This is a genomic window from Marinobacter sp., assembly GCF_033722195.1.
GTDB lineage: Bacteria > Pseudomonadota > Gammaproteobacteria > Pseudomonadales > Oleiphilaceae > Marinobacter.
Genome location: NZ_JAWVZL010000021.1, coordinates 22,983 through 46,760, shown reverse-complemented (window position 1 = coordinate 46,760; position 23,778 = coordinate 22,983). Strand labels below are relative to the sequence as shown.

The following is a 23,778-nucleotide window of genomic DNA, read 5'->3' as shown; positions in this document are numbered from 1 at the left end:
CTGCCTGACCTGTTGACGCAGCAGGCCGTGGGCCCGCTGCGTCGACTGCCGCATTGCTCCGTTTTTCGCCTGTTCAGACCCCGCCCTCGAAACCAAGCTGACGCCAGGCCTCGTAGACCACCAGCGCCGCAGTGTTGGAAAGGTTGAGGCTGCGGCTGTCCGGCCGCATCGGTACCCGCAGCCGGTTTGACGCCGCCAGGCCCTCTCTCACCGAGGCCGGCAGGCCCCGGGTTTCCGGGCCGAACATCAGGTAATCCCCCGGCCGGAAGGCCACCTCGTAATAGGACCGGCTACCTTTGGTGGTCAGGCCGAACAGCCGGTCGGGCTTTTCGCTGGCCAGAAAGTCTGGGTAGCTGGCGTGTACGACCACCTGGGCGTACTCGCTGTAGTCCAGCCCGGCCCGGCGCAGCTGCCGGTCGTCCATGGCGAACCCGAGCGGTTCGATCAGGTGCAGGCGGCAGCCGGTGTTGGCGCAGAGCCGGATGATATTGCCCGTGTTGGGCGGGATTTCCGGCTCGTAGAGCACCACATTGAGCAGCGCCACTCAGCGTTCGACCGCCAGGGCGACCCCCATGCCGCCGCCGATGCAAAGAGTCGCCAGACCCTTTTTCTCGTCACGGCGAATCATTTCATGCAGCAGGGTCACCAGGATGCGGCAGCCGGAAGCGCCGATGGGATGGCCCAGGGCGATGGCGCCACCGTTGACGTTGACCCGCTCCGGGTCCCAGCCCAGGTTGCGGTTGACCGCCAGGGCCTGGGCGGCAAAGGCCTCGTTGGCCTCGATCAGGTCCAGTTCGCCAATGCTCCAGCCGGCTTTCTCCAAGCAGCGCTGGGTGGCAGGAATCGGGCCGGTGCCCATCACCGCCGGATCCACCCCGGCATTGGCATAACCGGCAATCCGCGCCAGCGGCGTCAGGCCCAGCTCCTCGGCTTTTTCTGCGCTGCACACCATGACCGCAGCGGCGCCGTCGTTCAGCGAGGAGGCGTTGCCCGCGGTCACCGTGCCTTCCTTGCGGAAGGCCGGCTTGAGCTTGGCCAGGGAAGCGGTATCCACGCCCTCCCGGGGGCCTTCGTCCTTATCCACCACCAGCGGGTCGCCCTTGCGCTGGGGCACCTCCACCGGCACGATCTGGCCGTCGAAATAGCCGGCCTTGCGAGCGGCGGCGGCTTTCTGCTGGGAGGCAGCGGCGAAGGCGTCCTGGTCTTCCCGGCTGATGTCGTATTTTTCCACCACGTTCTCGGCGGTGATGCCCATGTGGTAGCCGTTGAAGGCGTCCCACAGGCCGTCCTTGATCATGGTGTCCACCAGTGCCCAGTCGCCCATGCGCTGGCCGTTGCGGCTGTTGGGCAGCACGTGGGGGGCCTGGCTCATGCTCTCCTGGCCACCGGCGATCAGCAGTTCGGCATCGCCACAGCGGATGGCCTGGACCGCCATATGCACGGCCTTGAGGCCGGAGCCGCAGACCTTGTTGATGGTCATGGCGGGGATACCGGCGGGCAGACCGGCGTTGATGGCGGCCTGGCGGGCGGGATTCTGGCCGACCCCGGCGGTGAGCACCTGGCCCAGCAGGACTTCGTCGATCTGGCCGTGGTCGATGCCGGTATCCTCAAGCAGGGCACGGATTACGGCGGTGCCCAGTTTGTCGGCTGACAGGCTGGAGAGGCCGCCACCGAAACTTCCGATGGCGGTTCGTTTGGCGGCAACAATGACGACGTCACGCATGGGTGGTCTCCGGGTTGGGGAAAAGGCGATCGCTGGCACCATTGTACCCCAGCCGCCGGAGGCTCCCAAAACCGGTGCGTCAGAGTCAGATATTGAGACTCCGGCCGCCGTCCACGGCGAGGATCTGGCCGGAGACGAAGGGGGCGTCGCAGAGCAGGTAGGCGATGGCGCCGGCGATGTCGTCCGGATTGCCGGTGCGCTGCAGCGGGGTTCGGGCCAGGATGGCGGCCTGGTAGTCGGTGTTGACGGCGTCCTCGCCTTCAGGCCAGAGAATGGCCCCGGGGGAGACGCCATTGACCCGCACTTCCGGCCCCAGGTCGCGGGCCCAGGACCGGGTCAGCATGGCAAGGCCGGCTTTGCTGGCGCAATAGATGGGGTGATCCGCCAGCGGCCGCTCGGCATAGATGTCGATCAGGTTGATGATGCAGCCCTGGCTCGCCCGCAGGGCCGGCAGGCAGGCCTGGCCCAGCAGGAAAGGCGCCCGCAGGTTGGTGTTGATCAGGTTGTCCCAGTCTGCCACGGAGATCTCCGCCGTGGGGGTAGGGTAGAACGCGGAGGCATTGTTGATCAGACCGTCGAGCCGGCCCCAGAGCGCGATCGCCCGGCCGGCCAGGTCTGCCGGTGCCTCTGCCGCCTGCAGGTCCGCCGCCAGCGCGTGGGCGGAATCCGGCCGGCGCTGGTTGAGTGAGGCTACCAGATCGTTGGCCTGGCCCGCCCGATGGCGATAGTGAACGATCACCCGCCAGCCCCGGTCGTGCAGGTGCACGGCCGTGCGGGCGCCAAGCCGATGGGCGGCGCCGGTGATCAGCACCACCGGTGTTTCCGATGTGGTCGGCTGGTGGCGGGTGTCGGTCATGGTTGTGTTCCCGATTCGGTGTCATTGAGGCTCTGGATACGACGCAGGCGCTCCTGTCGGATCGCTTGCCCCAGAGCCTTGCCCTGGTGGCCCTCGGCCATCAGTTTGCGGGCGTCCACGGACCAGGCCTCGGCTTCGGCTTCTCGCAGCCGGCTGGCGAGGCTGTCAGCCAGGGGTGGTTCCAGGCACTGGCAAACCGTCAGCAGCTCATCGAAGCGCTCCGGTCGGCGCCAGACATCACAGGCCTCCAGCACCGCCAGTTGGGCCTCGGCGCCATCGGCCCGGCGCAGGGCGTCGGCATGACGGGCGGTCATCAGTGCCAGGTCACGGTAATCGTTGGGCGCCTTCAGCGCCCGGCTCAGATCGTGCACCTCGGCTTCCGGCAGGGCGCCCACCAGACCGGCGAAGCGGGCGGGGCCAGAGGCGTCGGACCCGGCCAGGCAGGAGAGGCAGGCGAGGCCGGTGCTGAGATTTGCCGGGGTCGAGAGTGCCGGCATCAGCCGGCCCAGGGCGCCACATTGATCCAGTACCTGGAAGAACACCGCCGGACGGTTTTCCAGCAATGCCCGCTGCAGTTCCTGCCAGACCCGCTCCGGTACCAGGTGTTCCATTTCCCCGGCGGATACCATTGCCGCCATCAGGGTGCGGGTGGTGTCCGCCACCTCGAAGCCGAGGCTGGCGAAGCGGGCGGCAAAACGGGCCGTGCGCAGCACCCGCAGGGGGTCCTCGGCGAAAGCGGGGGAGACATGGCGCAGGCTGCGGGCCACAAGGTCCTGTTGGCCGCCGAAGGGATCCACCAGTTGGCCCTCGCTGTCCCGGGCCATGGCGTTGATGGTGAGATCCCGCCGGCGCAGGTCATCCTCGAGTGTGACGTCCGGCGCGCTGTAGACCGTGAAGCCGTGGTAGCCGTGGCCCTGCTTGCGCTCAGTGCGGGCCAGGGCGTACTCCTCATTGGTGTCCGGATGCAGGAACACCGGAAAGTCCGCGCCCACCTGGCGGTAGCCCCGGGCCAGCATGTCCTCGGGGGTGGCGCCCACCACCACCCAGTCGCGGTCCTTGACCGGCAGGCCCAGCAGCGCATCGCGGACGGCGCCGCCCACCAGATAGATCTCCATAACGGTTTCCCGGTTCCCGACAATGACAGGGGATTATCCGGTGCCCGGCCAGGCGGGGCAACCGGGGGTCAGGCGGACAGGCCGGAATGCTTGACGAGGCTGGATTGCCTGAGCCAGGCCAGGGCGTTGTCGATGTTCATCGGCCTGGCCAGATGGTAGCCCTGGGCATAGTCGCAGCCGAACCGGCGCAACAGCTCCAGGGTGGCCTTGTTCTCGACGCCCTCGGCCACCACTTCGTAGCCCAGGTCATGGCACATGTTGATGGTGGTGCGCACGATAGTGGCATCGCCGGCATTCGTGTCCATGGCCATGACAAAGGAGCGGTCAATCTTGATTTCGTTGACGGGCAACTTGCGGATATAGGCCAGCGAGGAGTGGCCGGTGCCAAAGTCGTCGATGGACAGCCTGACCTTGGCCGCCTGCAGGGCAGACAGGGCGCTGAGGCTTCGTTGCGGGTCCAGCATGGCGGCGGTCTCGGTGACTTCCAGCACCAGCCGGCGGGCCGCTACATGGTTGTTCTCCAGCAGCCGGCAGACGGCGTCGCAGAAGTCCGGCTCCCGCAGGTTCATGGCGGAAATGTTGACCGAGACGGTGGCGTCGCAGCCGACGTCGTCCAGGGCCTTGCAGAAACTCAGCGCCTCCCGGATGACCCACTGGGTGACCGGCTTGATCAGGCCGGTCTGCTCAGCCATGGGGATGAACTCGTCCGGGGGCACGAAGCCATGTTCCGGATGAGCCCAGCGCAGCAGCGCCTCGAAGCCGGCGATGCGGTCACTTTTCAGCTGCAGCTGGGGCTGGAAGTAGAGTTCCAGGCCGTCGCTTCGCAGCGCCTCCCGCAGGTCCGTCATGAGAGTCAGACGGCGCGGGCTGTAGGGGTTCATCTCGGCGTTGTAGACCGCCAGGTTGCTGCCGCCGGCGCCGGTCTGATCCAGCGCGATAAAGGCGTGGCGCAGCAGCGACTGGGTGTCGCGCACTTCCGGCTCCACGAAGCTGGCGCCAATTACGAAGCTCAGCTCCAGCATCAGGCCCCGGAATTCGATGGGCTCGGCAAAGCGCTCCGCCAGCTCGGCGGCCTGTTCCAGCAATCGTTGGTGGTCGTCGTCCTGGAGCGCAAAGGCAAAGCTGACACCCTCGATATGGGCAACGCACTTGGTCTGGTCGCCATTGCCTTCCAGATAGACCGCCTGCACCGTGCCCGCCACCAGCCGGTTCATCCGACAGGCGAACAGGTTGAGCATCTGGTCGGCATCCTTGTGGCCGAGGGTCTTGTTGATGTCGTCAAAGCGGCGCAGGTGCAGCATGAACACCGCCGAGGGGGCGGCGGCGTTGCCGCTGATGGCCCTGTCCACCACCCGCTCGAAAATACTGCGGTCCGGCAGCCCGGTCAGTTCATGATGGCTGGAGGCCCGCAGCAGGGCGGCCTCCGCTTCTCGCTGCTGCTGCACGGCCGCCAGGGCGAGCTGTTTCTCGTGGAAATAGGCGCGTCGCTCCCGGTTGAAGCGATCCGCCAGTGCGAACGAGAACAGCAGCGCCTGGGCCGAGGCCCCCAGCGGTATGCCGTGTTCGGTCAGCAACGACGTTGGCAGAAGGCCCAGTTTGTTGAGTACTGTCAGCAGAACACTGGCCAGCAGCGCGACCCAGGCGATGGAAAACAGGCGGGCGTTCTTGTCGCCGCGCCGCCAGAGGCTGATGCCGGCGACCAGGTTGGCCAGGGCCACCGGAATAGCCAGGCTGACGGTCAGCCGGGTGGAGAGATTGAATGGCAACACGAAGGAGGTAATGGCTCCCAGAGCGGCTACCGCCGCCAGAACCAGGAACAGCCGGTTCCAGAGTGGGTAGCGGTGCTGCAGCTCCAGGTATTCCCGGGCGAACAGGCACAGGGCCACCTGGCACAGAGGGACAATCACCAGAAGCACCTGTTTGTGCAGCGCCGGCAAGTCCGGGTACAGATACTGGAAGGCAACGCCGTCCAGGCTGGCCATCAACACCAGCGTTGAGCTCACCACCCCCACGTAATAGAGATAGGCGCGCTCCCGCAAAGAGAAGAAGAGGAACAGATTGAACAGCGCCATGACCAGCATAATCCCGTAGAACATGCTCTCCATGGTGAGCTCGGCGTCGCTGTGGGAAGCGAAGGCGTCGGCCTGCCACAGCGTCAGGGGCAGCTGCAGTGAGCCGGAGGTCTGGATAAGGAAATAGAATTCGTTGGTGGTTTCCGGCGCCAGGGTGACCGGGAACACAAAAGCCCGATGAGGTGTCGGTCGGGTATCGAAAGCCAGGCTGTCGCCGGTGCTGGCCTGCTTCACCAGATTCCCGTCCTGGACCGTGAAGAAATCGATCCGGTCCAGCATCGGATAGCCCAGTTCGATCAGCCGCCGCAGGGGCTCATCGTGGCTGTTCTCCAGACGCACCCGGAACCAGTGAGGAGCATCGGTATAGCCCAGGTTGATGTCCTTGTCCAGCCCCTGCCAGCGACTCTCCGGCAGGTCCTGGACCTGGTCGGGCGTCAGCTTGCCGTCGCCCACCACGAACTGACTGTGGTGAGACAGGTCCACCGACCCGGCCCCGGGCGTCAGGCCGCCGGCCACGGCAAAGCCGGACCAGGCCGCCAGCAGGAGCAGCAGGCAGGCCAGCGTCTGACTCGATAATCTTCCCATCCCTGGCCTTTGCTTCCCGTTGGTTCGGCTCAGCATGGCTTGGTAGTCCGTGGCGGTGCCCGGCCGGCGACAGGCCGGCCGGGTAGTCTGGCCGGCTGTGTCAGAATGCCGCGCCAAGTTCGATGGCGGCGCCCACATCGGCATCGCTCACCAGGCCGGCAACATCCAGGCGCGCTCCGAACGGCGCCAGGCCGACGCCGAAGGTGAACTGGGTGGACTCCTCCACGCCGCGGCTGTCGTCATTGCTGGCCAGGTTCTGGCGGGCACCCAGGCGCAGTTGGGCGAAGCGGAAGGCGTCAAATTCGGCGCCCACGGCCAGCCATTGGGTGTCGTCCTCGAAGCCGAAGGCCTGGTTCTCGGTCAGGTCCAGCTCCGCGGTGACAACATGAAAGTCACCACGGTGGGCAATACCCGCGGTGGCCTGCGGTCCCAGCTCGTAGGTGCGCTTGCGCTCCCCCAGCTCCGGGCGGTTGGCGGCGGAGTCCAGCTCCATGGGGATCACATTGCGAACCGCCAGGCCGGCATTCCACTGCTTGGCATCGCCAAAGGCGTAGGCCACTCCCAGGTCGAAGTTGAAGCCGGACTTCTCGGTTTCGCTGTCGCTGGCGTCGAAGTTTCCATCCTCGAATCCGGACACGGTTTCGGTGTATTGGAAGGTGCGCATCTGGACGTACTTGGGGGAGATGCCCAGCTGCAGGCGCTCGCCGTTGTTCAATTCAATGGCGCGGGCGAAACTGATGCCCACTTCCCCAACCGCGGAGGCCAGGATGCGGCCCCGGGACTGCAGGTCACGATCCAGGTCGGCCTGCAGGAGGTCCGCTGTGCTGGCGGTTTCCAGGTTACGCAGGAACTGCTCATCGTCCTGGTCGAATTCCCCTCGCACGGTGGCCCGCAGACTGGCGCTGGTGAACACGCCAACCGCCAGGCCATCGGTGGGCACAGCCAGGCTCACGCCCAGACCGGCATCCACCCGGACCGTATCCTTGTCGAATTCATTCAGCTGTTGCCGGAGCTGCCCGGCAGCGTCACGGGCCTCCTGCGGAGAGGAGTTCTTGTCGATGGTCTGGAAACGGTCGATGGTGCCCTGGATGTCGTCGATCTGGTCGATGGTTTCCTCTTCGTCGGCAAAGCGGGCGTTGACCGAAGGCAGGATCAGCCCGAAATCGTCGGACCAGCTGTGCTGGTCCGCCGCCAGCATCGCAGGATTTGAAACGTTGGCACCTGCGGGATGGGCCACCGCCACACCAGTGCCGCCCATGGCGAGGGAACGTGCAGTCTGGAATGCCTGGGCACCTGCCAGCGCCGAGCTGGTGGTGATGGTCAGGCCAATGGCCAGGGCGAGTCGGGAAACCGATGGGGACATCATGGGTTTGTAAGGCTCCACAAGGTTGTTGTGATTCTGGGAAAAGTTACCGGTACATTACTGGAAGATACATGAACACTTGGGGGAGGCACCGTTACCGAATGTTCCCGTAGGTAAACGCCGGTAGTTTCTTGCCGCTCCGCTGCAGAGGAAAACGCCCGAATCCGTGGTTTCGTTCCCATTACAGGGAGTTATCGAGGTTGGCCCGAATTTTTCATGGCAATGGCAAAACGACGACTTTCCGGAGATTCCCCGTCATGATAGTTCGCTGGATCAGCCTGACCCTGATGGTTTCCCTGGCCGGATGCGCCCCCCTGGGCGGCCATCGCCAGGCTGCTGAGGAGCCACCGCTGGAGCCCATCACCGTGAGGGTGAGTGGCTTTGGCACCTACGAGGCGCCGGCCACCGACCGTCTCAACACCCAGAAGCGGCTGATGGCCCGCCGGGCCTCGCAGCTGGATGCCTACCGCAACCTGGCCGAGCGGGTCTATGGCACGGTGATCTACGGCAGCTCCACGGTGAATGATTTTGTCCTGCGCAGCGATGTATTTCGGGCCTATGTGGACTCCTATATCCGGGGTGCCAAACTGGTGGCGGTCAACGAGCACAGTGATGGCGTGGTGGAGTCGGTCATGGAACTGAAGCTTGAACCCCGTTTCCGGGCCTGTGTGGCCAATGTGGACGACCATGAGGTCCGGGAGCTGTGCCCGATTCCCATGCCCCGGCACAATGACAGCATCGGCGACGTGCAGAGCCGCAGCGTCGACTCGCTCTACTACATCGAATGAGGCCCGCCGCCGTGACCCAGATTGCTTCTGTCCGCCGCAGCCTGGCCTGCGGCCTGCTCCTGCTGCTGGTACTGGTGCCGGCCGCCCAGGCGGTGGTACTGGAGGGCACCGGCCAGGCGGTTATCCGCAACGGTGACCTGGACACCGCCCGCAACGACGCCCGCCGCGCCGCCCTGCGGGAAGTGGCCCTGCAGTACGAGGCCCAGATCGCCAGCGAAGAGACCCTGACCAACGGCGTGCTGACCGATTCCCGTCTCACCGTGGCCTCCCGCGCCCAGGCCCGGGACGTGCGGATTATCAACGAATACCGCAATGGCAACCTGCTGCGGGTGACCGTGCGGGCCGACATGTCCGCCAGTGCCAGCTGTGGGGCCGGCGACGCCTTCCGGCTGCGCAAACAGGTGGCGGTGACGGGATTTCCCATTCTTTACCCGGACCAGGCAAGAGTTGGCCGCCTGGACGATGCCGGCGAGATCTTGCCGCAGGCACTGCAGGCGGCGTTGCAGCAGCAAGGGGACCTGCAGGTCTACGGCGCCACCACCGTAAGGATGTTCGAAAGCCTGCGCAATGCCCCCACCGAACAGCGCTTCGACAACCGGCTTACCAATGTGGTGGGTCTGGCCCGGGAGCTTGGCGTGCAGTTCGTGGTGACCGGCGTGATCCGGGACCTGGGCATCGCCGACCCATCGGCCTGGGGGTCTTCGGTGCTGGACCGTCTGCAGCGGGGGGTGGGGCTGGTGGACCAGAGCCGACGATTCGTGGCGGACCTGATGATCTATGACGGCTTCAGCGGCACCCCGATCTACCAGCAGCGATTCAGCACCGAGGGTCAGTGGAATGCTGGCCCGGGTGCCTCCACAGGTTTTGGCTCAGCCGGTTTCCAGGCCACGGACTACGGCCAGGCGGTGAACGGCCTGCTGGCGGAAATGAAAACCGCAGTGAATCAGGCCCTGGCCTGCCAGCCGTTCATGACCCGTATTACCCGGGTGGACGGTGAGAAGGTGACCCTGGATTCCGGCGCCGCCGCGGGCCTGCGCCCCGGCGATGAGCTGCACCTGTATCGCAGCTACAGCTATTTCGACGCCCCCGGGGCCACACCGGAACTGCGGGACGCCGAGGTCAAGGTCAGGTTGGACAGTGTGCATCCGGAATTCAGCAATGGCCTGATTCCGATGCCGGCGGGTCAGGCCAATCTGCAGCGGGATGATCTGGCGATCATCTGGTAGGTCGGCTCAGGCAGCTTCCCGGGCGGCGAGGTCGCGGATCTTGCCCACCATGGCGCGAAGACCATTGCCCCGGGTGGGGGAGATGTGACGGAACAGGTCCAGCCGCTCGAACAGCTCGTCGATGTCGGTGGTGAGCAGTTCTCTCGGGGTCTTGCCGTTCAGTGCCACCAGGATGATGGCGGCCAGGCCGCGCACGATCATGGCGTCCGAGTCGATCAGCAGGAAGAGCCTGCCGGTGTCTTCGTCCAGGTGATGGCTGAGCCAGACCTGGCTTTGGCAGCCGTGGACAAAGTTCTCATCGGTACGCTCCTGTTCCGGGAACGGAGGCAGCTGCTTACCCAGGTCGATGATGTAGGCGTAGCGCTCCTCCCAGTCGTCGAGGAACTCCAGGTCGCCGATCACGTCGTCGATGGTGACCGATGTGCCCAGCGGATTGCTGGTGTACTGCGTGCTTGCACTTGTCATCAGAACATCCCCAGTTCCAGCTTGGCCTCATCGGTCAGCATGTCGCTGCTCCAGGGCGGGTCGAAGGTCAGTTCCACCTCCACCGAATCCACATTGGGCACATGCTCCACCTTGCGTTTGACGTCGTCGGTGATCACCGGGCCCATGCCGCAGCCGGCCGCGGTCAGGGTCATCCTGATGTAGACCTTGTTGCCCTGCTCGGTGCCGTTCTCGATCCGGCAGTCGTAGATCAGGCCCAGGTCCACCACATTGACCGGGATCTCCGGGTCGTAGCAGTTGCGCATGGCTTCCCAGACCTGGTTCTCGTTGATGGTGCCGTCAGCCGGGGTCTCGAAACTGCTCTGCAACGGCTCCTTGCCCAGGGCATCGGCGTCGTGGCCTTCAATGCGCGCAAGGTTGCCGTTGACCGCCACCGTAAAGGTGCCGCCCAGGGCCTGGGTGATGGTCACGAAGGTATCCGAGGGAATCATGATTTCGGTACCGGAGGGCACCAGCCGTGCCTCCACTTCGCGCTTGGTCAGGACCACTTCCCGTTCTTGCATCTGTCTCTCTGGCCTCGTCTGGTCCGGGTCCGCCGTCAGACGACGGAGAAGCTCTCGCCACAACCGCATTCCGCGGTGGCGTTGGGATTGCGGAAATAGAACATCGAGTTGACGCCCTCGGTGATGAAGTCGATCTCGGTGCCGTTGACGATGGGCAGGTGCTGGCGCTCGACGTAGATGCTGACGTCGTCCACGGTGAAGACCTGGTCGTCACTGCCGGCCTGCTCCACCCACTGGGTCTCGTACTTGAAGCCGGAGCAGCCGCTTTTCTTCACCGCCAGGCGAATGCCCTTGGCGTCCGGCTTTTTTGCCAACTGTTTGCGCACATGCTTGACCGCACTGGGTGTCATGGTGACCCCGACGGTCGGCGTATAGGTTTCTGCCGTCATCGATTCGCCTCCATCAAACGAACAGGCGCTGGATCTTGCGGAGCGCGTTGAACAGCGCGTCCACCTCTTCCAGCGTATTGTAGAACGCAAAGGATGCGCGGGCGGTGCCCGGCACCCCGTACAAGTCCATCAGCGGCATGGCGCAATGGTTGCCGGTACGGATCTCGATACCCTGCTGGTCCAGCAGGGTGCCTATATCACTGGGGTGCAGGCCTTCGATTTTAAAGGACAGCACCGGCACTTTGTGGGCCGCGGTACCGACAATCTCCATGCCGGGCACGGTGGCCACCAGGCTGTTGGCGTGCTCCAGCAGGGCCTGCTCATGGGCTTCGAGGGCAGCCCGGTCCAGACCGGCCAGGTAGTCGATGGCCGCCGCCAGGCCCACCGCCTCGGCAATGGCCGGCGTGCCCGCCTCGAACTTGTAGGGCAGGATGTTCCAGGTGGTGCGCTCGAAGCTGACCCGCTCGATCATCTCGCCGCCACCCTGATAGGGCGGCATGGCTTCCAGCAGGGCTTCGCGGCCGTAGAGCACACCGATGCCGGTGGGGCCAAACAGTTTGTGGGACGAGAATACATAGAAGTCGCAGTCCAGCGCCTGCACATCCGGCTGGTAGTGGGGCACCGCCTGGGCGCCGTCCACCACCGTGATGACGTTGTGCTTGCGGGCACGGGCCACCAGTTCGGACACCGGGTTGACGGTGCCCAGCACGTTGGACACGTGGGTAAAGGCCAGGATTCTGGTGCGCTCGCCCAGCAGGTTCTCGAAGGATTCCAGGTCCAGCTCGCCCTCCGGTGTCACCGCCATGGGCACTACCCGGGCGCCGGATCGCTCGGCAAGCATCTGCCAGGGCACGATGTTGGCGTGGTGCTCCATGTGGCTGAGCAGGATCTCGTCACCGGGGTTGAGGCGGTCCGCCAGCCCGTTGGCAATCACGTTGATGGCCTCGGTGGTGCCACGGGTGAAGATCACTTCCTTGATGCTGGCGGCGTTGATGAAACCGCGCACTGTCTCCCGCGCGCCCTCGAAGGCCGCCGTGGCCCGGTCGCCCAGGGTATGGGCGCCGCGGTGGACATTGGAATGGCTCTCCCGGTAGTAGCGGTCCATGGCCTCCAGCACGGCGTTGGGCTTCTGGGCGGAAGCGCCGTTGTCCAGATAGACCAGGGGCTTGCCGTTGATGGTCTGGCTTAGGATCGGGAAATCCCGCCGGATCGCATCCACGTCCAGGCCCGGATGGCTCATGGCTTTCGCTACTGAGAGATCTGTCATGGTGCTCAGGCCTCCACGAAGGTCTGGTCAATAAAGTGGTTGAGCCGTCCCTGGGATGTTTCGCGAACCGACGCCACCGGAATCTGCTCGATCAGCTCGTTGATAAAGGCCATGCTGAGCAGCACGGTGGCTTCGCGCCGGCCGATACCGCGGGACACCAGGTAGAAGATGGAGTCTTCGTCCAGCTGGCCGACGGTGGCGCCGTGAGCGCACTTGACGTCGTCGGCGTAGATTTCCAGCACCGGCTTGGTGTCGATTTCGGCACCGGTGGAGAGCAGCAGGTTCTTGTTGCTCATGTTGGCGTTGGACTTCTGGGCATCCTGATGGATATGGATGCGGCCACTGAAGATGGCGTGGGACTGGTCCGCGGCGATGTTGCGGTAGCTCTCCTCGCTGTTGCAGTGGGGCGCCACGTGCTCGATGGTGGTGTGGTTGTCGTAATGCTGCTTGCCCTGGGTTACCGCCACGCCGTTGAGCTTGCACTCGGCGCCGGGGGATTCCAGGCGCACCTGCAGGTCGTGCCGGCGCAGGGAGCCACCGAAGCCCACGGTGTGGCTCTCGAACCGGCTATGGCCGCCGACGCGGGCACCGGTGGCGCCGATGTGCTGGACGTTCTCGCCGTCCAGGGCCAGCCGCACGCTGGTGACCTGGGCGCCATCCGCCAGGCTGTACTCACTGACCGCATTGACCATGGCGGCTTCGTGGCCGGTGCTTATGTATTCCTCAACCACGGTGATCTGGCTGTGTCTGCCGGCTTCCACGTAGATGCGCGGATAGGCCGAGCCGCTGGTGTGAGCGTCGGTCTCGCAGATGATGAACAGGGGCTGGTCCAGCACGGCGTCAGCCGTGAGGCTGATGAACAGGCCGTCCTCGAAGCGTGCGCTGTTCAGCCGGGCCAGCTGCACCGCGTTGGCATCCAGGGTGTTGTCCAGGCGCTCCGCCAGGGTACGGGCTTCGTCGTCACTCAGGTCGGCAAAGCGCTTGATGGTGATGCCGTCCACATCCGGGAAATCGCTGGCTTCCGGCAGCATGACACCGTTGCGGAACACCACGTGATAGCCGTCCACGGCCAGCGCGGGGCCGCCCTTGCCCTCGGAGGCCAGACCGGTGGCCAGGCTGTCGGGCAACTGCAGGTAGCGGCTGGAGTATTTCCAGTTCTCGGTCCTGCGGGTGGGCAGGGGCATGTCCACCAGTGCAGTGCCACGCTGTTTGCGCAGTTCCAGCAGGGGCGCCGGCAGGTGTTCGCCGGTGGTTTCAAGGAAGCTGCGGGAAAGGGTTGGTGCCGGTTTCATAGCGCCTCCTTAACCGGTCACGGCTTCGTTGATACCGAGCCAGCCATAGCCGCGCTCTTCCAGTTCCAGTGCCAGTTCCCGGCCGCCGGACTTGATGATGCGGCCGCCTGCCAGCACGTGCACCTGGTCCGGTACGATGTGGTTGAGCAGGCGCTGGTAGTGGGTGACCATCAACACGGCACGGTCCTGGGATTTCAGGGCGTTTACGCCGTCGGCGACGATCTTAAGGGCGTCGATGTCCAGGCCCGAATCGGTCTCGTCCAGGATCGCCAGCCGCGGCTGCAGCAGCAGTGCCTGGAGGATCTCGTTGCGCTTCTTCTCACCACCGGAGAAGCCCTCATTGACGCCGCGCTTGAGGAATTCCGGGTCCAGGTCCACCTGCTTGGAGGTTTCCCGGGCCAGTTTCATGAATTCGGCAGCGTTCAGTTCCGGCTCGCCCCGGTGCTGGCGCAGGGCGTTGACCGCGGTGCGCAGGAACAGCATGTTGCTGACGCCGGGGATCTCCACCGGATACTGGAAGGCCAGGAACACGCCTTCGCGGGCGCGCTCCTCGGTCTCCAGGTCCAGCAGATTGTTGCCATCCATGATCACCTCGCCCTGGGTGACCTCAAAGGCGTCATTGCCCGCCAGAACCTGGGACAGGGTGCTCTTGCCGGAACCGTTGGGCCCCATGATCGCGTGAACTTCCCCGGCCTTGATCTCCAGGTTGATGCCCTTGAGGATCTCTTTACCCTCGACAGAGGCGTGCAGGTTCTTGATGCTCAGCATGGATGTCGTTCTCTCTCAGTCATCGTTCAAATTCAGTGGCCGGCCCAAGCCTCGCGGCGGCCGCGTAATTCCGGCGTCGGCTTAGCCCACCGAGCCCTCAAGGCTGACTTCCAGCAGCTTGCCGGCTTCCACCGCAAACTCCATGGGCAGCTCCTTGAAGACTTCCTTGCAGAAGCCGTTGACGATCATGGACACCGCCTGCTCCGGGTCGATGCCGCGCTGGCGGCACAGGAACATCTGCTCGTCGCTGACCTTGGAGGTGGTGGCCTCGTGCTCCAGGATCGCGCTCTTGTTCCGGTTCTCGATGTAGGGGAAAGTGTGGGCCGCACAGCGGTCCCCGATCAGCAGCGAATCACACTGGGTAAAGTTGCGGGCGCCCTCGGCACCGGGGCCGAACTTCACCAGGCCGCGATAGGCATTGCTGCTGCGGCCAGCGGAAATACCCTTGGAGATGATCGTGCTGGAGGTGTTCTTGCCCAGGTGGATCATCTTGGTGCCGGTGTCGGCCTGCTGGAAGTTGTTGGTGAGCGCCACCGAGTAGAACTCGCCCACGCTGTTATCGCCCCGCAGCACGCAGCTGGGGTACTTCCAGGTCACCGCGGAGCCGGTTTCCACCTGGGTCCAGGAGATCTTGGAGTTCTTGCCGATGCAGGCGCCACGCTTGGTGACAAAGTTGAAGATGCCACCCTTGCCGTTCTCGTCACCCGGGTACCAGTTCTGCACCGTGGAGTACTTGATCTGGGCGTCGTCCAGCGCCACCAGTTCCACCACCGCGGCGTGGAGCTGGTTCTCGTCCCGCATGGGAGCGGTGCAGCCTTCCAGGTAACTGACGTAGCTGCCCTCGTCGGCGATGATCAGGGTGCGCTCGAACTGGCCGGTGTTGGCGGCGTTGATGCGGAAATAGGTGGACAGTTCCATCGGGCAGCGCACGCCCTTGGGTACGTACACGAAGGTGCCGTCGGAGAACACCGCTGAGTTCAGGCCGGCGAAGAAGTTGTCGCCGGCGGGGACCACCGAGCCCAGGTACTTCTTGACCAGGTCCGGATACTCACGGATCGCCTCGGAGATGGAGCAGAAGATCACGCCGGCCTTCGCCAGCGGCTCCTTGAAGGTGGTGGCCACGGACACCGAGTCGAACACCGCGTCCACCGCCACGCCCGCCAGCTTCTCGCGCTCGTGCAGGGGAATGCCCAGCTTCTCGTAGGTCTTCAGCAGCTCCGGATCGACTTCGTCCAGGCTCTGGGGCATGTCCTCTTTCTTCTTCGGCGCAGAATAGTAGGAGATGTCCTGGTAGTTCACCTTGGGATAGTTGACGTGAGCCCAGTCCGGCTCCTCCATCTCAAGCCAGCGGCGATAGGCTTTCAGCCGCCACTCCAGCATGAACTCAGGCTCCTGCTTGATGTCGGAAAGACGCTTGATGATGTCTTCGTTCAGGCCCGGCTCAAAGGTGTCGGCCTCGATCTCGGTTACGAAACCGTGCTCGTACTCCCGTTTGATCAGCTCGTTCACCTGCTTGTCGGTGTTCGCCATGATCGTTGCTCCGTCTCTCTCATCTGGGGCCTGCGGCCCTCTCTGTTTACCTGGCGGCCCGCGCTCTCAGGGTCTGGCTGGCGCTGGCGGATGTCGCTGGAAGCCATTATTTCCCGGCATCCCGAAACCACGGCTTGCGCGGCGGGTATACGCCCGGGGGCTGGTTATTGGATGGCTTCTGGTGATCAATTATACAATATCAGAGTAAAATAGTCAGGTATTAATTTGAGGCAGCGGGGATTATAGCGCAATCGGGGGGGCAGGCGGTAAACGGCTTTAGTCGGCCCTGGCAACCGGCCGGTAGAGGTCGGACAACTCGGTGGAGTAACTCACGCCCACCAGTTTGTAGCCTTCCAGGGGCTGGTAGAAGGTGAAGGTCCAGGCAATGGCGGCGGTGTCGAACTTCTGCAGCCAGGTGACCCGGTAGAAATCGGCTCCTATGGCTTCCCGGCGGGCCTGGCTGACCGCCAGGGTGTCGCCGACCCGCTCGGCCACCTGGTTGAAGTAGGTTCTGGCTTCCTCGGCGGAGGCGTCGTACGGCTCGGCGGGGACTCCCAGGTAGGGCCGCAGCGAGCGGTAGGCGGCGCCAACATCTCCGTCTGCCACCCGGGTCATGAAGGCCCCGGTGTGGGTGTCGATCGCCGCCGGCGTGGACAGGGTGTCGGCGCCGGCCGCGGCGGCTGTGGTGAGGGTCAGCAGGGTGACAGACAGCAATCGGATAATTCCAGGCACCGGCAGGCTCCATCCATGTATGGGGCGGCCAGCATAACCGCCTGCGGTGGGGTGATTCCGTGGCCAGGGTCGCAAACCGGCCGGCTGCCGCCCGAGGCCTTTCGCAGAGGCACCTAAGACCTATGGAGGGGGCGCCGGGACCGGCGAGCGGTGGCTGTTTTCAGCGAACAAGTGTACGCTCAAGCGCCTGGCCCAATCTGCCAGGCAATGCACCATTCAGGAGATCATGACATGGGTGTCGATGCACTGGGTCCGCTGGTTACCGCCATGGTTTCAACCCTCCAGTCCGCCGGCGTGTCCCGCCTGGAGCTGGCGCGCTACGCGGATGTGGAGGTGGAACAGCTGGACCAGCCCCAGGTGCGGCTGTCGCCGTCGCAGCTGCAGCGCCTGTGGCTGCTGATACAGCACCGGGTACTGCCGTCGCTGACATTCGGACGCAAAGTTCGTGCGCTGATTGCCGAACGTCTGGCGGAGGGTCGTGTCGGCGTGGAGGCGGTGGCCGCCCAGCTCAATATGAGCCGCTACACGCTCTACAAGCGCCTGAAAGAAGAGAACCTGACCTTTCTTGGGCTGCTGGACGAGGTGCGCCGGGAGCAGGCGCTGAGCTACCTGCAGGAGCCGGAGCGGCCCCTGACGGAAGTGGCGGAGCTGTTGGGCTTCTCGGAACTCAGTGCCTTCAGCCGAGCGTTCAAACGATGGATGGGCACCTCCCCGGCGGAATTCCGGGCCGGCCGCGCGGACCAGCCCGGCGTTGCGGCCTTGCTCAGCGCGGTACGCTGAACACCAGGCTGGCGTTGGTGCCGCCAAAGCCGAAACTGTTGCTCATCACCAGCGGCAGGGAGGCATTGTCCTTGCGCTCCCGCACGATGGGGAAGAGTCCGGCGTCCGGGTCGAGGTTCTGGATGTTGGCAGAGGGAGTGACGAAGCTGTTCTGCTGCATCAGCAGACAGTAGATCGCCTCATGCACACCCGCCGCCCCCAGGGCATGGCCACTCAGCGGTTTGGTGGAGCCAAGCGGCGGGATCTTGTCACCGAATACCTGGCCGATGGCGCGCAGCTCGGTGACGTCACCGGCCGGCGTGCTGGTGCCGTGGGTGTTGATGTAGCTGATCTCGCCGTCCAGATTTTTCATGGCCTGCTGCATGCATCGCACCGCGCCTTCGCCACTGGGGGCCACCATGTCGGCGCCGTCGGAAGTGGCGCCAAAGCCCACTAGTTCGGCAAGAATCTTGGCGCCGCGGGCTTCGGCGTGCTCCAGGGCTTCCAGTACCAGCACCCCGCCGCCACCGGAGATGACAAACCCGTCGCGGTCGGCGTCGTAGGTGCGGGAGGCTTTCTCCGGGGTGTCGTTGTACTTGGTGGACAGGGCGCCCATGGCGTCGAACAGCAGGCTCAGGGACCAGTGAATGTCCTCGCCGCCACCGGCGAACATCACGTCCTGACGGCCCAGGGCAATCTGGTCGGCGGCGTGCCCGATGGCGTGGGCGCTGGTGGCGCAGGCGGAAGTAATGCCGTAGTTGATGCCGGTGATGCCGTAGGCGGTGGACAGGCAGGCGTTGATGGCGCTGCCCATGATCCGCGGTACCCGGTAGGGGCCGACCCGGCGCAGACCGCGTTCGCGATGGGTGTCGATGGAGTCGATCAGCTCGACGCTGGATACACCCCCCATGCCCATTACGATACCGGTGCTGTTGGCGCGGATCTGCTCGTCGGTCAGGCCGGCCTGTTCGATGGCCTCCTTCATCGAAAGGTAGGTGTAACCGGACGCTGGGCACATGAAGCGCATCAGCTTGCGGTCGATCAGCTCTTTCAGATCCAGGTTGATCTGGCCGCAGATGTGGCTTCGGAGGCCGGCGTCCCGGGCTTCCTCACTGAAGCCGATGCCGGGTTTGACATCCTTCAGGGAGCGGGTGACTTCCTCTTTGTTGGTACCCAGGCTGGAGACGATGCCCATCCCGGTAACGACGACGCGGCGCATAGTCATGGCTCCTAGAAATTATCCGTTGTGGTGAACAGACCCACCCGCAGATCCTTGGCGGCGTATATCTCGCGGCCGTCCACCTCCATGGTGGCGTCGGCGATCGCCATGTTGAGCTTGCGGCGGATCAGACGTTTGATATCGATGCGGTAGGTCACCAGTTTGTGTTCCGGCAGTACCTGGCCGGAGAACTTGACCTCACCCGAACCCAGCGCACGGCCCTTGCCTTCAGCGCCGACCCAGCCCAGGAAGAAGCCCACCAGCTGCCACATGGCGTCCAGCCCCAGGCAGCCCGGCATCACCGGGTCGCCGGGGAAGTGGACTTTGAAGAACCAGAGGTCCGGGTTTATGTCCAGTTCCGCCACGATGCTGCCCTTGCCGTAGGCGCCGTCGCTGTCGCTGATGTGGGTGATGCGGTCCAGCATCAGCATTTCCTTGACCGGCAGTTGCGGGCCCTTGTCGAACAGCCGGCCTTCGCCGCAATCGATCAGTTGTTGCTTGTCGAAATGGTCTGGATACATCGGTGTGCTTTCCCCTGGCTGAAATGAATACCTTCAGTGTAGACCCTTTGGCCGGGTCGGGGGTTGACTGCCGGTTGTGATTTCTTGACCGGAGGTTCCTGGCCTTGTGCTTCGCTGGTACGCAACCGGCCGGTACGGTCGGCCAGGGCCGGGCATGCCTTCACGCCAGGGCGTGCTAGACTGCCGCTCTCACTTGCCCGGGAGCAGTCATGGCAGCGGCGCTGGCGCTTTTCTACAAGCTCATTCCCCTCTATATCACCGTGGTCATGGGCTGGGTGGCCGGCCGCTATCTGGAGGCCAGCGGCCGCCACATCGCCGGCATCATGCTGTACATGATCACCCCCTCGGTGGTGTTTTACGGCACCATGAAGGCGCCGCTGTCGCCGGAAGTGATCGCCCTGCCGCTGCTGACCTTCGGCCTCTCCACCCTGGTGGGTGTGGTTCACATGCTGCTGGCCAGACACTGGCTCAGGGGGCCCGGCGCCAACATCATGCCGCTGGCGGCCGGCACTGGGAACACCGGCTATTTCGGCATCCCGGTGGCACTGCTGCTGTTCGGCGAGGCGGGGGTGGGGCTCTACATCGTGGCCATGCTGGGCACCACCCTGTTCGAGACCTCGGTGGGCTTCTACCTGGCGGCGCGGGGCCGCTACGGCGTGGTTGACTGCCTGCGGCGGGTGGCGCGGCTGCCCTCCCTCTATGCCTTCACCCTGGGGGTGGTGCTGAACCTGTCCGGTGCCAGCATTCCCGATGTGTTCGCCCCGCTGTTTGACAACCTGCGCGGCGCCTACAGCATTTTCGGCATGATGATCATCGGCATGGGGATCTCCAGCATGCGGGGGTTGGCGGGGGATATCCGCTTCACCGGCCTGGCCTTTTTCGGCAAGTTCGTGGCCTGGCCGCTGGCGGCGCTGGCGTTCTGGTGGCTGGACAGCCAGTTCCTGCAGCTTTACGGGCCGGCGGTCTACAAGGCCCTGTTCCTGATTTCCATCACACCCATTGCCGCCAATACCGTGGTGATTGCCACCCTGCTGGACACCTCGCCGCGACAGGCCGCGGGCACCACGCTGCTGAGCACCCTGTTCGCCCTGGCGTACATCCCGCTGATGGTGTCCCTGGTGCTGTCGCCCTGAGGGTCAGTCGCCGAACAGGTTGAGCTGCTGGCTGTCTGGCGCCGGCGCGCTGTCCAACCGGGGGCGCTTCTGAATCGGGCCCTTGCGGCTGCCGTGGCGTTTCAGCACGCGCTCGGTCTCGGCCCGGGACACCGACTGTTTGCGGAAATCCGCCACTGCCTTGCGGGCCGAACGGGCGGCCTGTTCGTGGTCGCACACCGGGGCGATGTAGGTGTTGCCGCCGAAACGGGCCTTCTGGGCCGGTGTCAGCAGCCAGGGTGTGTGGATGAGTTCGGCCGGCAGGCCCGCCAGTTCCGGCACCCAGCGGCGGATGAACTCGCCCTCCGGGTCCAGCTTGCGGGACTGCAGTTGCGGGTTGTAGATACGCAGGGCATTGATGCCGGTGAGGCCGGACTGCATCTGCACCTGGGGGTAATGGATGCCGGGCTCGAAATCGGTGAACAGCCGCGCCAGGTGCAGGGCCGGGTCGCGCCAGTGCAGCCAGAGCTGGTAGCTGGCCACCGCCATCATCATGGCCCGCATGCGGAAGTTGATCCAGCCGGTGTGGCGCAGCGCCCGCATGCTGGCGTCCACCAGGGGCCAGCCGGTCTGGCCTTCCTGCCAGCGCTGCAGGCGCTCGCTGTCGTTGGGGCCCTGCTTGAGGGCCTCCAGCTCCCGGTGCATGGCACGGAACTCCAGCTCCGGCTCGTCCTCCAGTTTCTGGATAAAATGACAGTGCCAGTGCAGCCGGGAGCGGAAGCTGGTGAGGCTGCGTTTCTTGCGGGGCAGGCTGTTGGGGTGCTGGCCCACCGCCCGCGCCTGCTGGTAGATGGTGCGCAGGCTGACGGTACCGTAGGCGATGTGGGGGCTCAGGCGGGAGCAGGCCCGCACCGCCGTCAGCGGGCTGGAGATGTTGTACTGGTAGCCCACGCAACGCCGGTCCAGGAAGGACGCCAGCAGTTTGTAGCCGGACTCGCTGCCGCCCTTCTGGCGGTCCGGACAGGGCAGGGCATGGGCGAACTCCGGCCTTGGCACAGGGGTTGAAACCACGCCCTCCGGAACCCTCACCTGGCCCGGAGCAGGCAGGGGCGTCTGGCGCATCTGCCGGTTCCAGGCCTGGTCCCAGAGGTCCCGGTCCCGCAGTCTTCGCACGACGCCAAACTGGCTCCACTCCCGGAATTCCACGCCCGCATCCCGGCACCAGGCCATCACCCGCCGGTCCCGCTCGAAAGTCCAGTGATTGCCGGTTTCCTGATGGCAGAACACCCGCTCCAGGTGACCCTGTTGGCGCAGCTGTGCCAGCACCTGCGTGACATCGCCGTAGCGAATGACCATGTGGCCGCCGAGACGGCGCAACTGCCGGTCAAGATCGGCGAGGCTGTCGGCGATGAAGTCCCAGTGGCGCTCACTGGTGTCCGCCAGGCGCCAGTAGTCCGGCTCCACTACGTAGAGGGGAATCAGTGGCTCGCCCCGCTCGGCGGCGGCCAGCAGGGGGCCATGATCAAAGCTGCGCAGGTCGCGCTTGAGCCAGACCACGGTGGTCATGGGCGCACGGCTCCCGTGCGCCGGCAGCGTTCACTGCAGTAGCGGACATTGGGCCAGTCCCTCGCCCATTTCTTGCGCCAGTTGAAGTCGCGCTGGCAGACCGGGCAGGTTTTGGAGGGCAGGTGTGGTTTTTTGTGCATGCTCGCGGAATAGGTTTTACTGGATAATGGATTGGCCAACGCCTATCCATACGACCGTATTGCCCCGGGAGACCGCTTGATGGCCCGTTTTTCCGATTCCATGGCCGTGCCCCGCGTCATGCTGTTCGACTGGCACGGCACCCTGGTGGATACCCACGATGCCATGTTCAGTGCCATGGAGGACATGCTGCCCCAACTCGAGGAGCTGGGGTTGGTGGAACGTCTGCTGCCGGAGGAGCGCTGCAAGACGCCCGATGACGCCCGCCTGGTGCGCTACATCCGCATCTTCCGGCGCCTGCACCCACGCATACTGGCGGAGCGCCGGGTATCCCGCACCGACATCTTCAACGCCATCTTCGGCGACGACCGTGAGGCCCGGCTGATCGCCCACGAGGCCTACAACCACTGCTACCGCAAGTATTTCGGCCGGGTCAAACCCTTCCAGGAGGGTGTCTACGACTACCTGCTGGCCTGTCGCAAGCTGGGCATCCAACTGGTGGTGGCCACCAACCGCAACCGGGAATTCCTGGAGACCGAACTGAAAACCGTGGACGGCGGGCGCTGGCAGGGCCTGTTCGATGCCACCGTCTGCGCCGATGACGTGGTGCACTACAAGCCTGACCCGGAAGTGATCCTCAAGGCCCTGGAGAAGCTGGCGCTGCCGGCGGATGCCTCGGCCTGGTACGTGGGGGACAGTTACGTCGACATGATCACCGCCAATCACGCCGGCGTGACGGCGTTGTTCTACAACGGGGCGGGCTGGGAGCCGGGCCGGATCGACAGCTGGTTCAGCCACCGCGACGCCCCCAGTGCCATCCTGGACAGCTTCGACGACCTCATGGACGGCCTGGAGCGGATCGAGCAGTGCAACCCCGGCGCCTTCGAAGTGCCGCCAGCATCCGTGCGCCCGCCCCACCATCCGGCGCCACGGCCGCCGGAACCCCGGGTGGAACCGGACTGGCACCCGGCGGTAGCCAAACTGATCCGGCCGCGGGTGGTGCTGTTCGACTGGCACGCCACCCTGGTGGACACCCTGGATGCCATGTACCACGCCGTCGACGACATGCTGCCGGATTTTCGCAGCCTCAAGCTGATGGAGCGTATGGTGATGCCGGAGGACAGCAAGACGCCGGAGGACGCCAAGCTGGTGGCCTATGTGCGGGAGTTCGCCAAGCTGCACCCGAAGGTCAAGGCGGACCGGAAGATCTCACGCACCGACATCTTCGAGGTGCTGTTTGGCGATGACGAAGCCGCCAAGGCCATCGCCCACAAGACCTTCAACCAGCATTACCGCAACCATTACGGCAACGTGAATGCATTCGAGCCCAGGGTAAGGGCAGTGCTGGAAGGACTGCACCGGCTGGAGATCTCGGTGGGGGTGATTACCAACCGCGACCGGGAGTTCTTCGAGCACGAGCTGGCGGCGGTGGAGGGCACCGGCTGGACCCATCTGTTCGACACCAACGTCTGCGGTGACGACACCCCGCTGCGAAAGCCCCATCCGGATCAGCTCCTGCTGGCGGCGGAAAACCTCAATTACCCCGCCGACCCCAGTGTCTGGTACGTGGGTGACAGTACCACCGACATCATTGCCGCCAAGCGGGCCGGCATGACCGCGGTCTTCTTCAATGGCGCCCAGTGGGACCTGCCCTGGCTCCACAAGATTTTTCCCGGCACCCGGCGCCACCCCGACAAACCCGATGTGGTCGTCAACGATTTCTCCGAGTTCTGGGCACTGGTGCTGGCCTGCGAGGTGGGCCCGCCCTGAG

The 23,778-nt window shown here is 64.8% G+C and carries 23 protein-coding genes; 5 read left to right on the top strand and 18 right to left on the bottom strand.

The features are described 5' to 3' along the window. Nucleotides 1-73 precede the first annotated feature (73 nt). The 6 genes from trmL to traF all read right to left on the bottom strand — a co-directional run bounded on the left by trmL (nucleotide 74) and on the right by traF (nucleotide 7,714). A complete protein-coding gene (gene trmL / locus R3280_RS06255) occupies nucleotides 74-538 on the bottom strand; it encodes a tRNA (uridine(34)/cytosine(34)/5-carboxymethylaminomethyluridine(34)-2'-O)-methyltransferase TrmL (RefSeq protein WP_318997728.1) in 465 nt (154 codons plus the stop codon). Between the two features lie 6 nt (nucleotides 539-544). Continuing rightward, nucleotides 545-1,723 (bottom strand): acetyl-CoA C-acetyltransferase, encoded by a 1,179-nt coding sequence (locus R3280_RS06250; RefSeq protein WP_318997725.1) that lies wholly within the window; start codon nucleotides 1,721-1,723, stop codon nucleotides 545-547. An 85-nt stretch (nucleotides 1,724-1,808) separates the two neighbouring features. After that, a complete protein-coding gene (locus R3280_RS06245; RefSeq protein ID WP_318997724.1) occupies nucleotides 1,809-2,579 on the bottom strand; it encodes a pteridine reductase in 771 nt (256 codons plus the stop codon). Beyond that, nucleotides 2,576-3,694, bottom strand: a complete 1,119-nt coding sequence (locus tag R3280_RS06240; protein ID WP_318997723.1) for a multifunctional CCA tRNA nucleotidyl transferase/2'3'-cyclic phosphodiesterase/2'nucleotidase/phosphatase — start codon at nucleotides 3,692-3,694, stop codon at nucleotides 2,576-2,578. The genes R3280_RS06245 and R3280_RS06240 overlap by 4 nt, the downstream gene beginning before the upstream one ends. Before the next feature lie 68 nt (nucleotides 3,695-3,762). Next, complete coding sequence (locus tag R3280_RS06235; RefSeq protein WP_318997722.1) at nucleotides 3,763-6,351, bottom strand: EAL domain-containing protein; 2,589 nt, start codon at nucleotides 6,349-6,351, stop codon at nucleotides 3,763-3,765. 100 nt (nucleotides 6,352-6,451) lie between these two features. Then, entirely contained in the window at nucleotides 6,452-7,714 is a 1,263-nt protein-coding gene (gene traF / locus R3280_RS06230) for a conjugal transfer protein TraF (RefSeq protein ID WP_413468745.1), read from the bottom strand. Between the two features lie 257 nt (nucleotides 7,715-7,971). Between traF and R3280_RS06225 the strand changes: the two genes are divergently transcribed. Further along, nucleotides 7,972-8,502 (top strand): LPP20 family lipoprotein, encoded by a 531-nt coding sequence (locus R3280_RS06225; protein WP_318997720.1) that lies wholly within the window; start codon nucleotides 7,972-7,974, stop codon nucleotides 8,500-8,502. Continuing rightward, a complete protein-coding gene (locus R3280_RS06220; protein WP_413468744.1) occupies nucleotides 8,499-9,728 on the top strand; it encodes a flagellar assembly protein T N-terminal domain-containing protein in 1,230 nt (409 codons plus the stop codon). The genes R3280_RS06225 and R3280_RS06220 overlap by 4 nt, the downstream gene beginning before the upstream one ends. Nucleotides 9,729-9,734: 6 nt before the next feature. Here the strand turns inward: R3280_RS06220 and R3280_RS06215 are convergent, their stop codons facing one another. The 8 genes from R3280_RS06215 to R3280_RS06180 form a co-directional block, all read right to left on the bottom strand. Then, complete coding sequence (locus R3280_RS06215; protein ID WP_318997718.1) at nucleotides 9,735-10,193, bottom strand: SufE family protein; 459 nt, start codon at nucleotides 10,191-10,193, stop codon at nucleotides 9,735-9,737. Further along, nucleotides 10,193-10,735 carry a putative Fe-S cluster assembly protein SufT gene (gene sufT / locus R3280_RS06210; protein ID WP_318997717.1) on the bottom strand — a complete coding sequence of 181 codons (543 nt, stop codon included), beginning with the start codon at nucleotides 10,733-10,735 and terminating at the stop codon, nucleotides 10,193-10,195. The genes R3280_RS06215 and sufT overlap by 1 nt, the downstream gene beginning before the upstream one ends. Nucleotides 10,736-10,770: 35 nt before the next feature. Beyond that, nucleotides 10,771-11,124: a HesB/IscA family protein gene (locus R3280_RS06205; protein ID WP_318997716.1), complete on the bottom strand. Its 354-nt coding sequence runs from the start codon at nucleotides 11,122-11,124 to the stop codon at nucleotides 10,771-10,773. 13 nt (nucleotides 11,125-11,137) lie between these two features. After that, nucleotides 11,138-12,391 carry a cysteine desulfurase gene (locus R3280_RS06200; protein ID WP_318997715.1) on the bottom strand — a complete coding sequence of 418 codons (1,254 nt, stop codon included), beginning with the start codon at nucleotides 12,389-12,391 and terminating at the stop codon, nucleotides 11,138-11,140. 5 nt (nucleotides 12,392-12,396) lie between these two features. Beyond that, nucleotides 12,397-13,683 (bottom strand): Fe-S cluster assembly protein SufD, encoded by a 1,287-nt coding sequence (gene sufD, locus R3280_RS06195; protein ID WP_318997714.1) that lies wholly within the window; start codon nucleotides 13,681-13,683, stop codon nucleotides 12,397-12,399. A 9-nt stretch (nucleotides 13,684-13,692) separates the two neighbouring features. Beyond that, a complete protein-coding gene (gene sufC / locus R3280_RS06190; protein ID WP_318997713.1) occupies nucleotides 13,693-14,451 on the bottom strand; it encodes a Fe-S cluster assembly ATPase SufC in 759 nt (252 codons plus the stop codon). An 81-nt stretch (nucleotides 14,452-14,532) separates the two neighbouring features. Beyond that, nucleotides 14,533-15,981 (bottom strand): Fe-S cluster assembly protein SufB, encoded by a 1,449-nt coding sequence (sufB, locus tag R3280_RS06185; protein ID WP_318997712.1) that lies wholly within the window; start codon nucleotides 15,979-15,981, stop codon nucleotides 14,533-14,535. A gap of 276 nt (nucleotides 15,982-16,257) precedes the next feature. Beyond that, on the bottom strand, nucleotides 16,258-16,713 hold the full coding sequence (locus tag R3280_RS06180) for a hypothetical protein (protein WP_318997711.1): 456 nt from the start codon (nucleotides 16,711-16,713) through the stop codon (nucleotides 16,258-16,260). Nucleotides 16,714-16,944: 231 nt separating this feature from the next. Here R3280_RS06180 and R3280_RS06175 point away from each other — a divergent pair, with 231 nt between their 5' ends. Then, the gene (locus tag R3280_RS06175) at nucleotides 16,945-17,493 is read left to right on the top strand and encodes a helix-turn-helix transcriptional regulator (RefSeq protein WP_318997710.1); all 549 of its coding nucleotides are present in this window, start codon (nucleotides 16,945-16,947) and stop codon (nucleotides 17,491-17,493) included. On the opposite strand, the gene fabB is transcribed toward R3280_RS06175, so the two are convergent. Then, complete coding sequence (gene fabB, locus R3280_RS06170) at nucleotides 17,477-18,691, bottom strand: beta-ketoacyl-ACP synthase I (protein WP_318997709.1); 1,215 nt, start codon at nucleotides 18,689-18,691, stop codon at nucleotides 17,477-17,479. The two genes, R3280_RS06175 and fabB, sit on opposite strands and share 17 nt — an antisense overlap. 11 nt (nucleotides 18,692-18,702) lie before the next feature. Then, nucleotides 18,703-19,212: a bifunctional 3-hydroxydecanoyl-ACP dehydratase/trans-2-decenoyl-ACP isomerase gene (fabA, locus tag R3280_RS06165; RefSeq protein ID WP_318997708.1), complete on the bottom strand. Its 510-nt coding sequence runs from the start codon at nucleotides 19,210-19,212 to the stop codon at nucleotides 18,703-18,705. A gap of 209 nt (nucleotides 19,213-19,421) precedes the next feature. On the opposite strand from fabA, the gene R3280_RS06160 reads away from it, so the two are divergent. Continuing rightward, nucleotides 19,422-20,345, top strand: coding sequence for an AEC family transporter (locus R3280_RS06160; RefSeq protein WP_318997707.1), 924 nt, complete (start codon nucleotides 19,422-19,424; stop codon nucleotides 20,343-20,345). Between the two features lie 3 nt (nucleotides 20,346-20,348). On the opposite strand, the gene R3280_RS06155 is transcribed toward R3280_RS06160, so the two are convergent. Beyond that, nucleotides 20,349-21,869 (bottom strand): FAD-binding domain-containing protein, encoded by a 1,521-nt coding sequence (locus R3280_RS06155; protein ID WP_318997706.1) that lies wholly within the window; start codon nucleotides 21,867-21,869, stop codon nucleotides 20,349-20,351. Next, entirely contained in the window at nucleotides 21,866-22,009 is a 144-nt protein-coding gene (locus R3280_RS06150) for a DUF2256 domain-containing protein (protein ID WP_318997705.1), read from the bottom strand. Before R3280_RS06150 ends, R3280_RS06155 begins: the two co-directional genes overlap by 4 nt. Before the next feature lie 79 nt (nucleotides 22,010-22,088). Between R3280_RS06150 and R3280_RS06145 the strand changes: the two genes are divergently transcribed. After that, nucleotides 22,089-23,777, top strand: coding sequence for an HAD family hydrolase (locus R3280_RS06145; protein ID WP_318997704.1), 1,689 nt, complete (start codon nucleotides 22,089-22,091; stop codon nucleotides 23,775-23,777). Nucleotide 23,778: the final 1 nt, after the last annotated feature.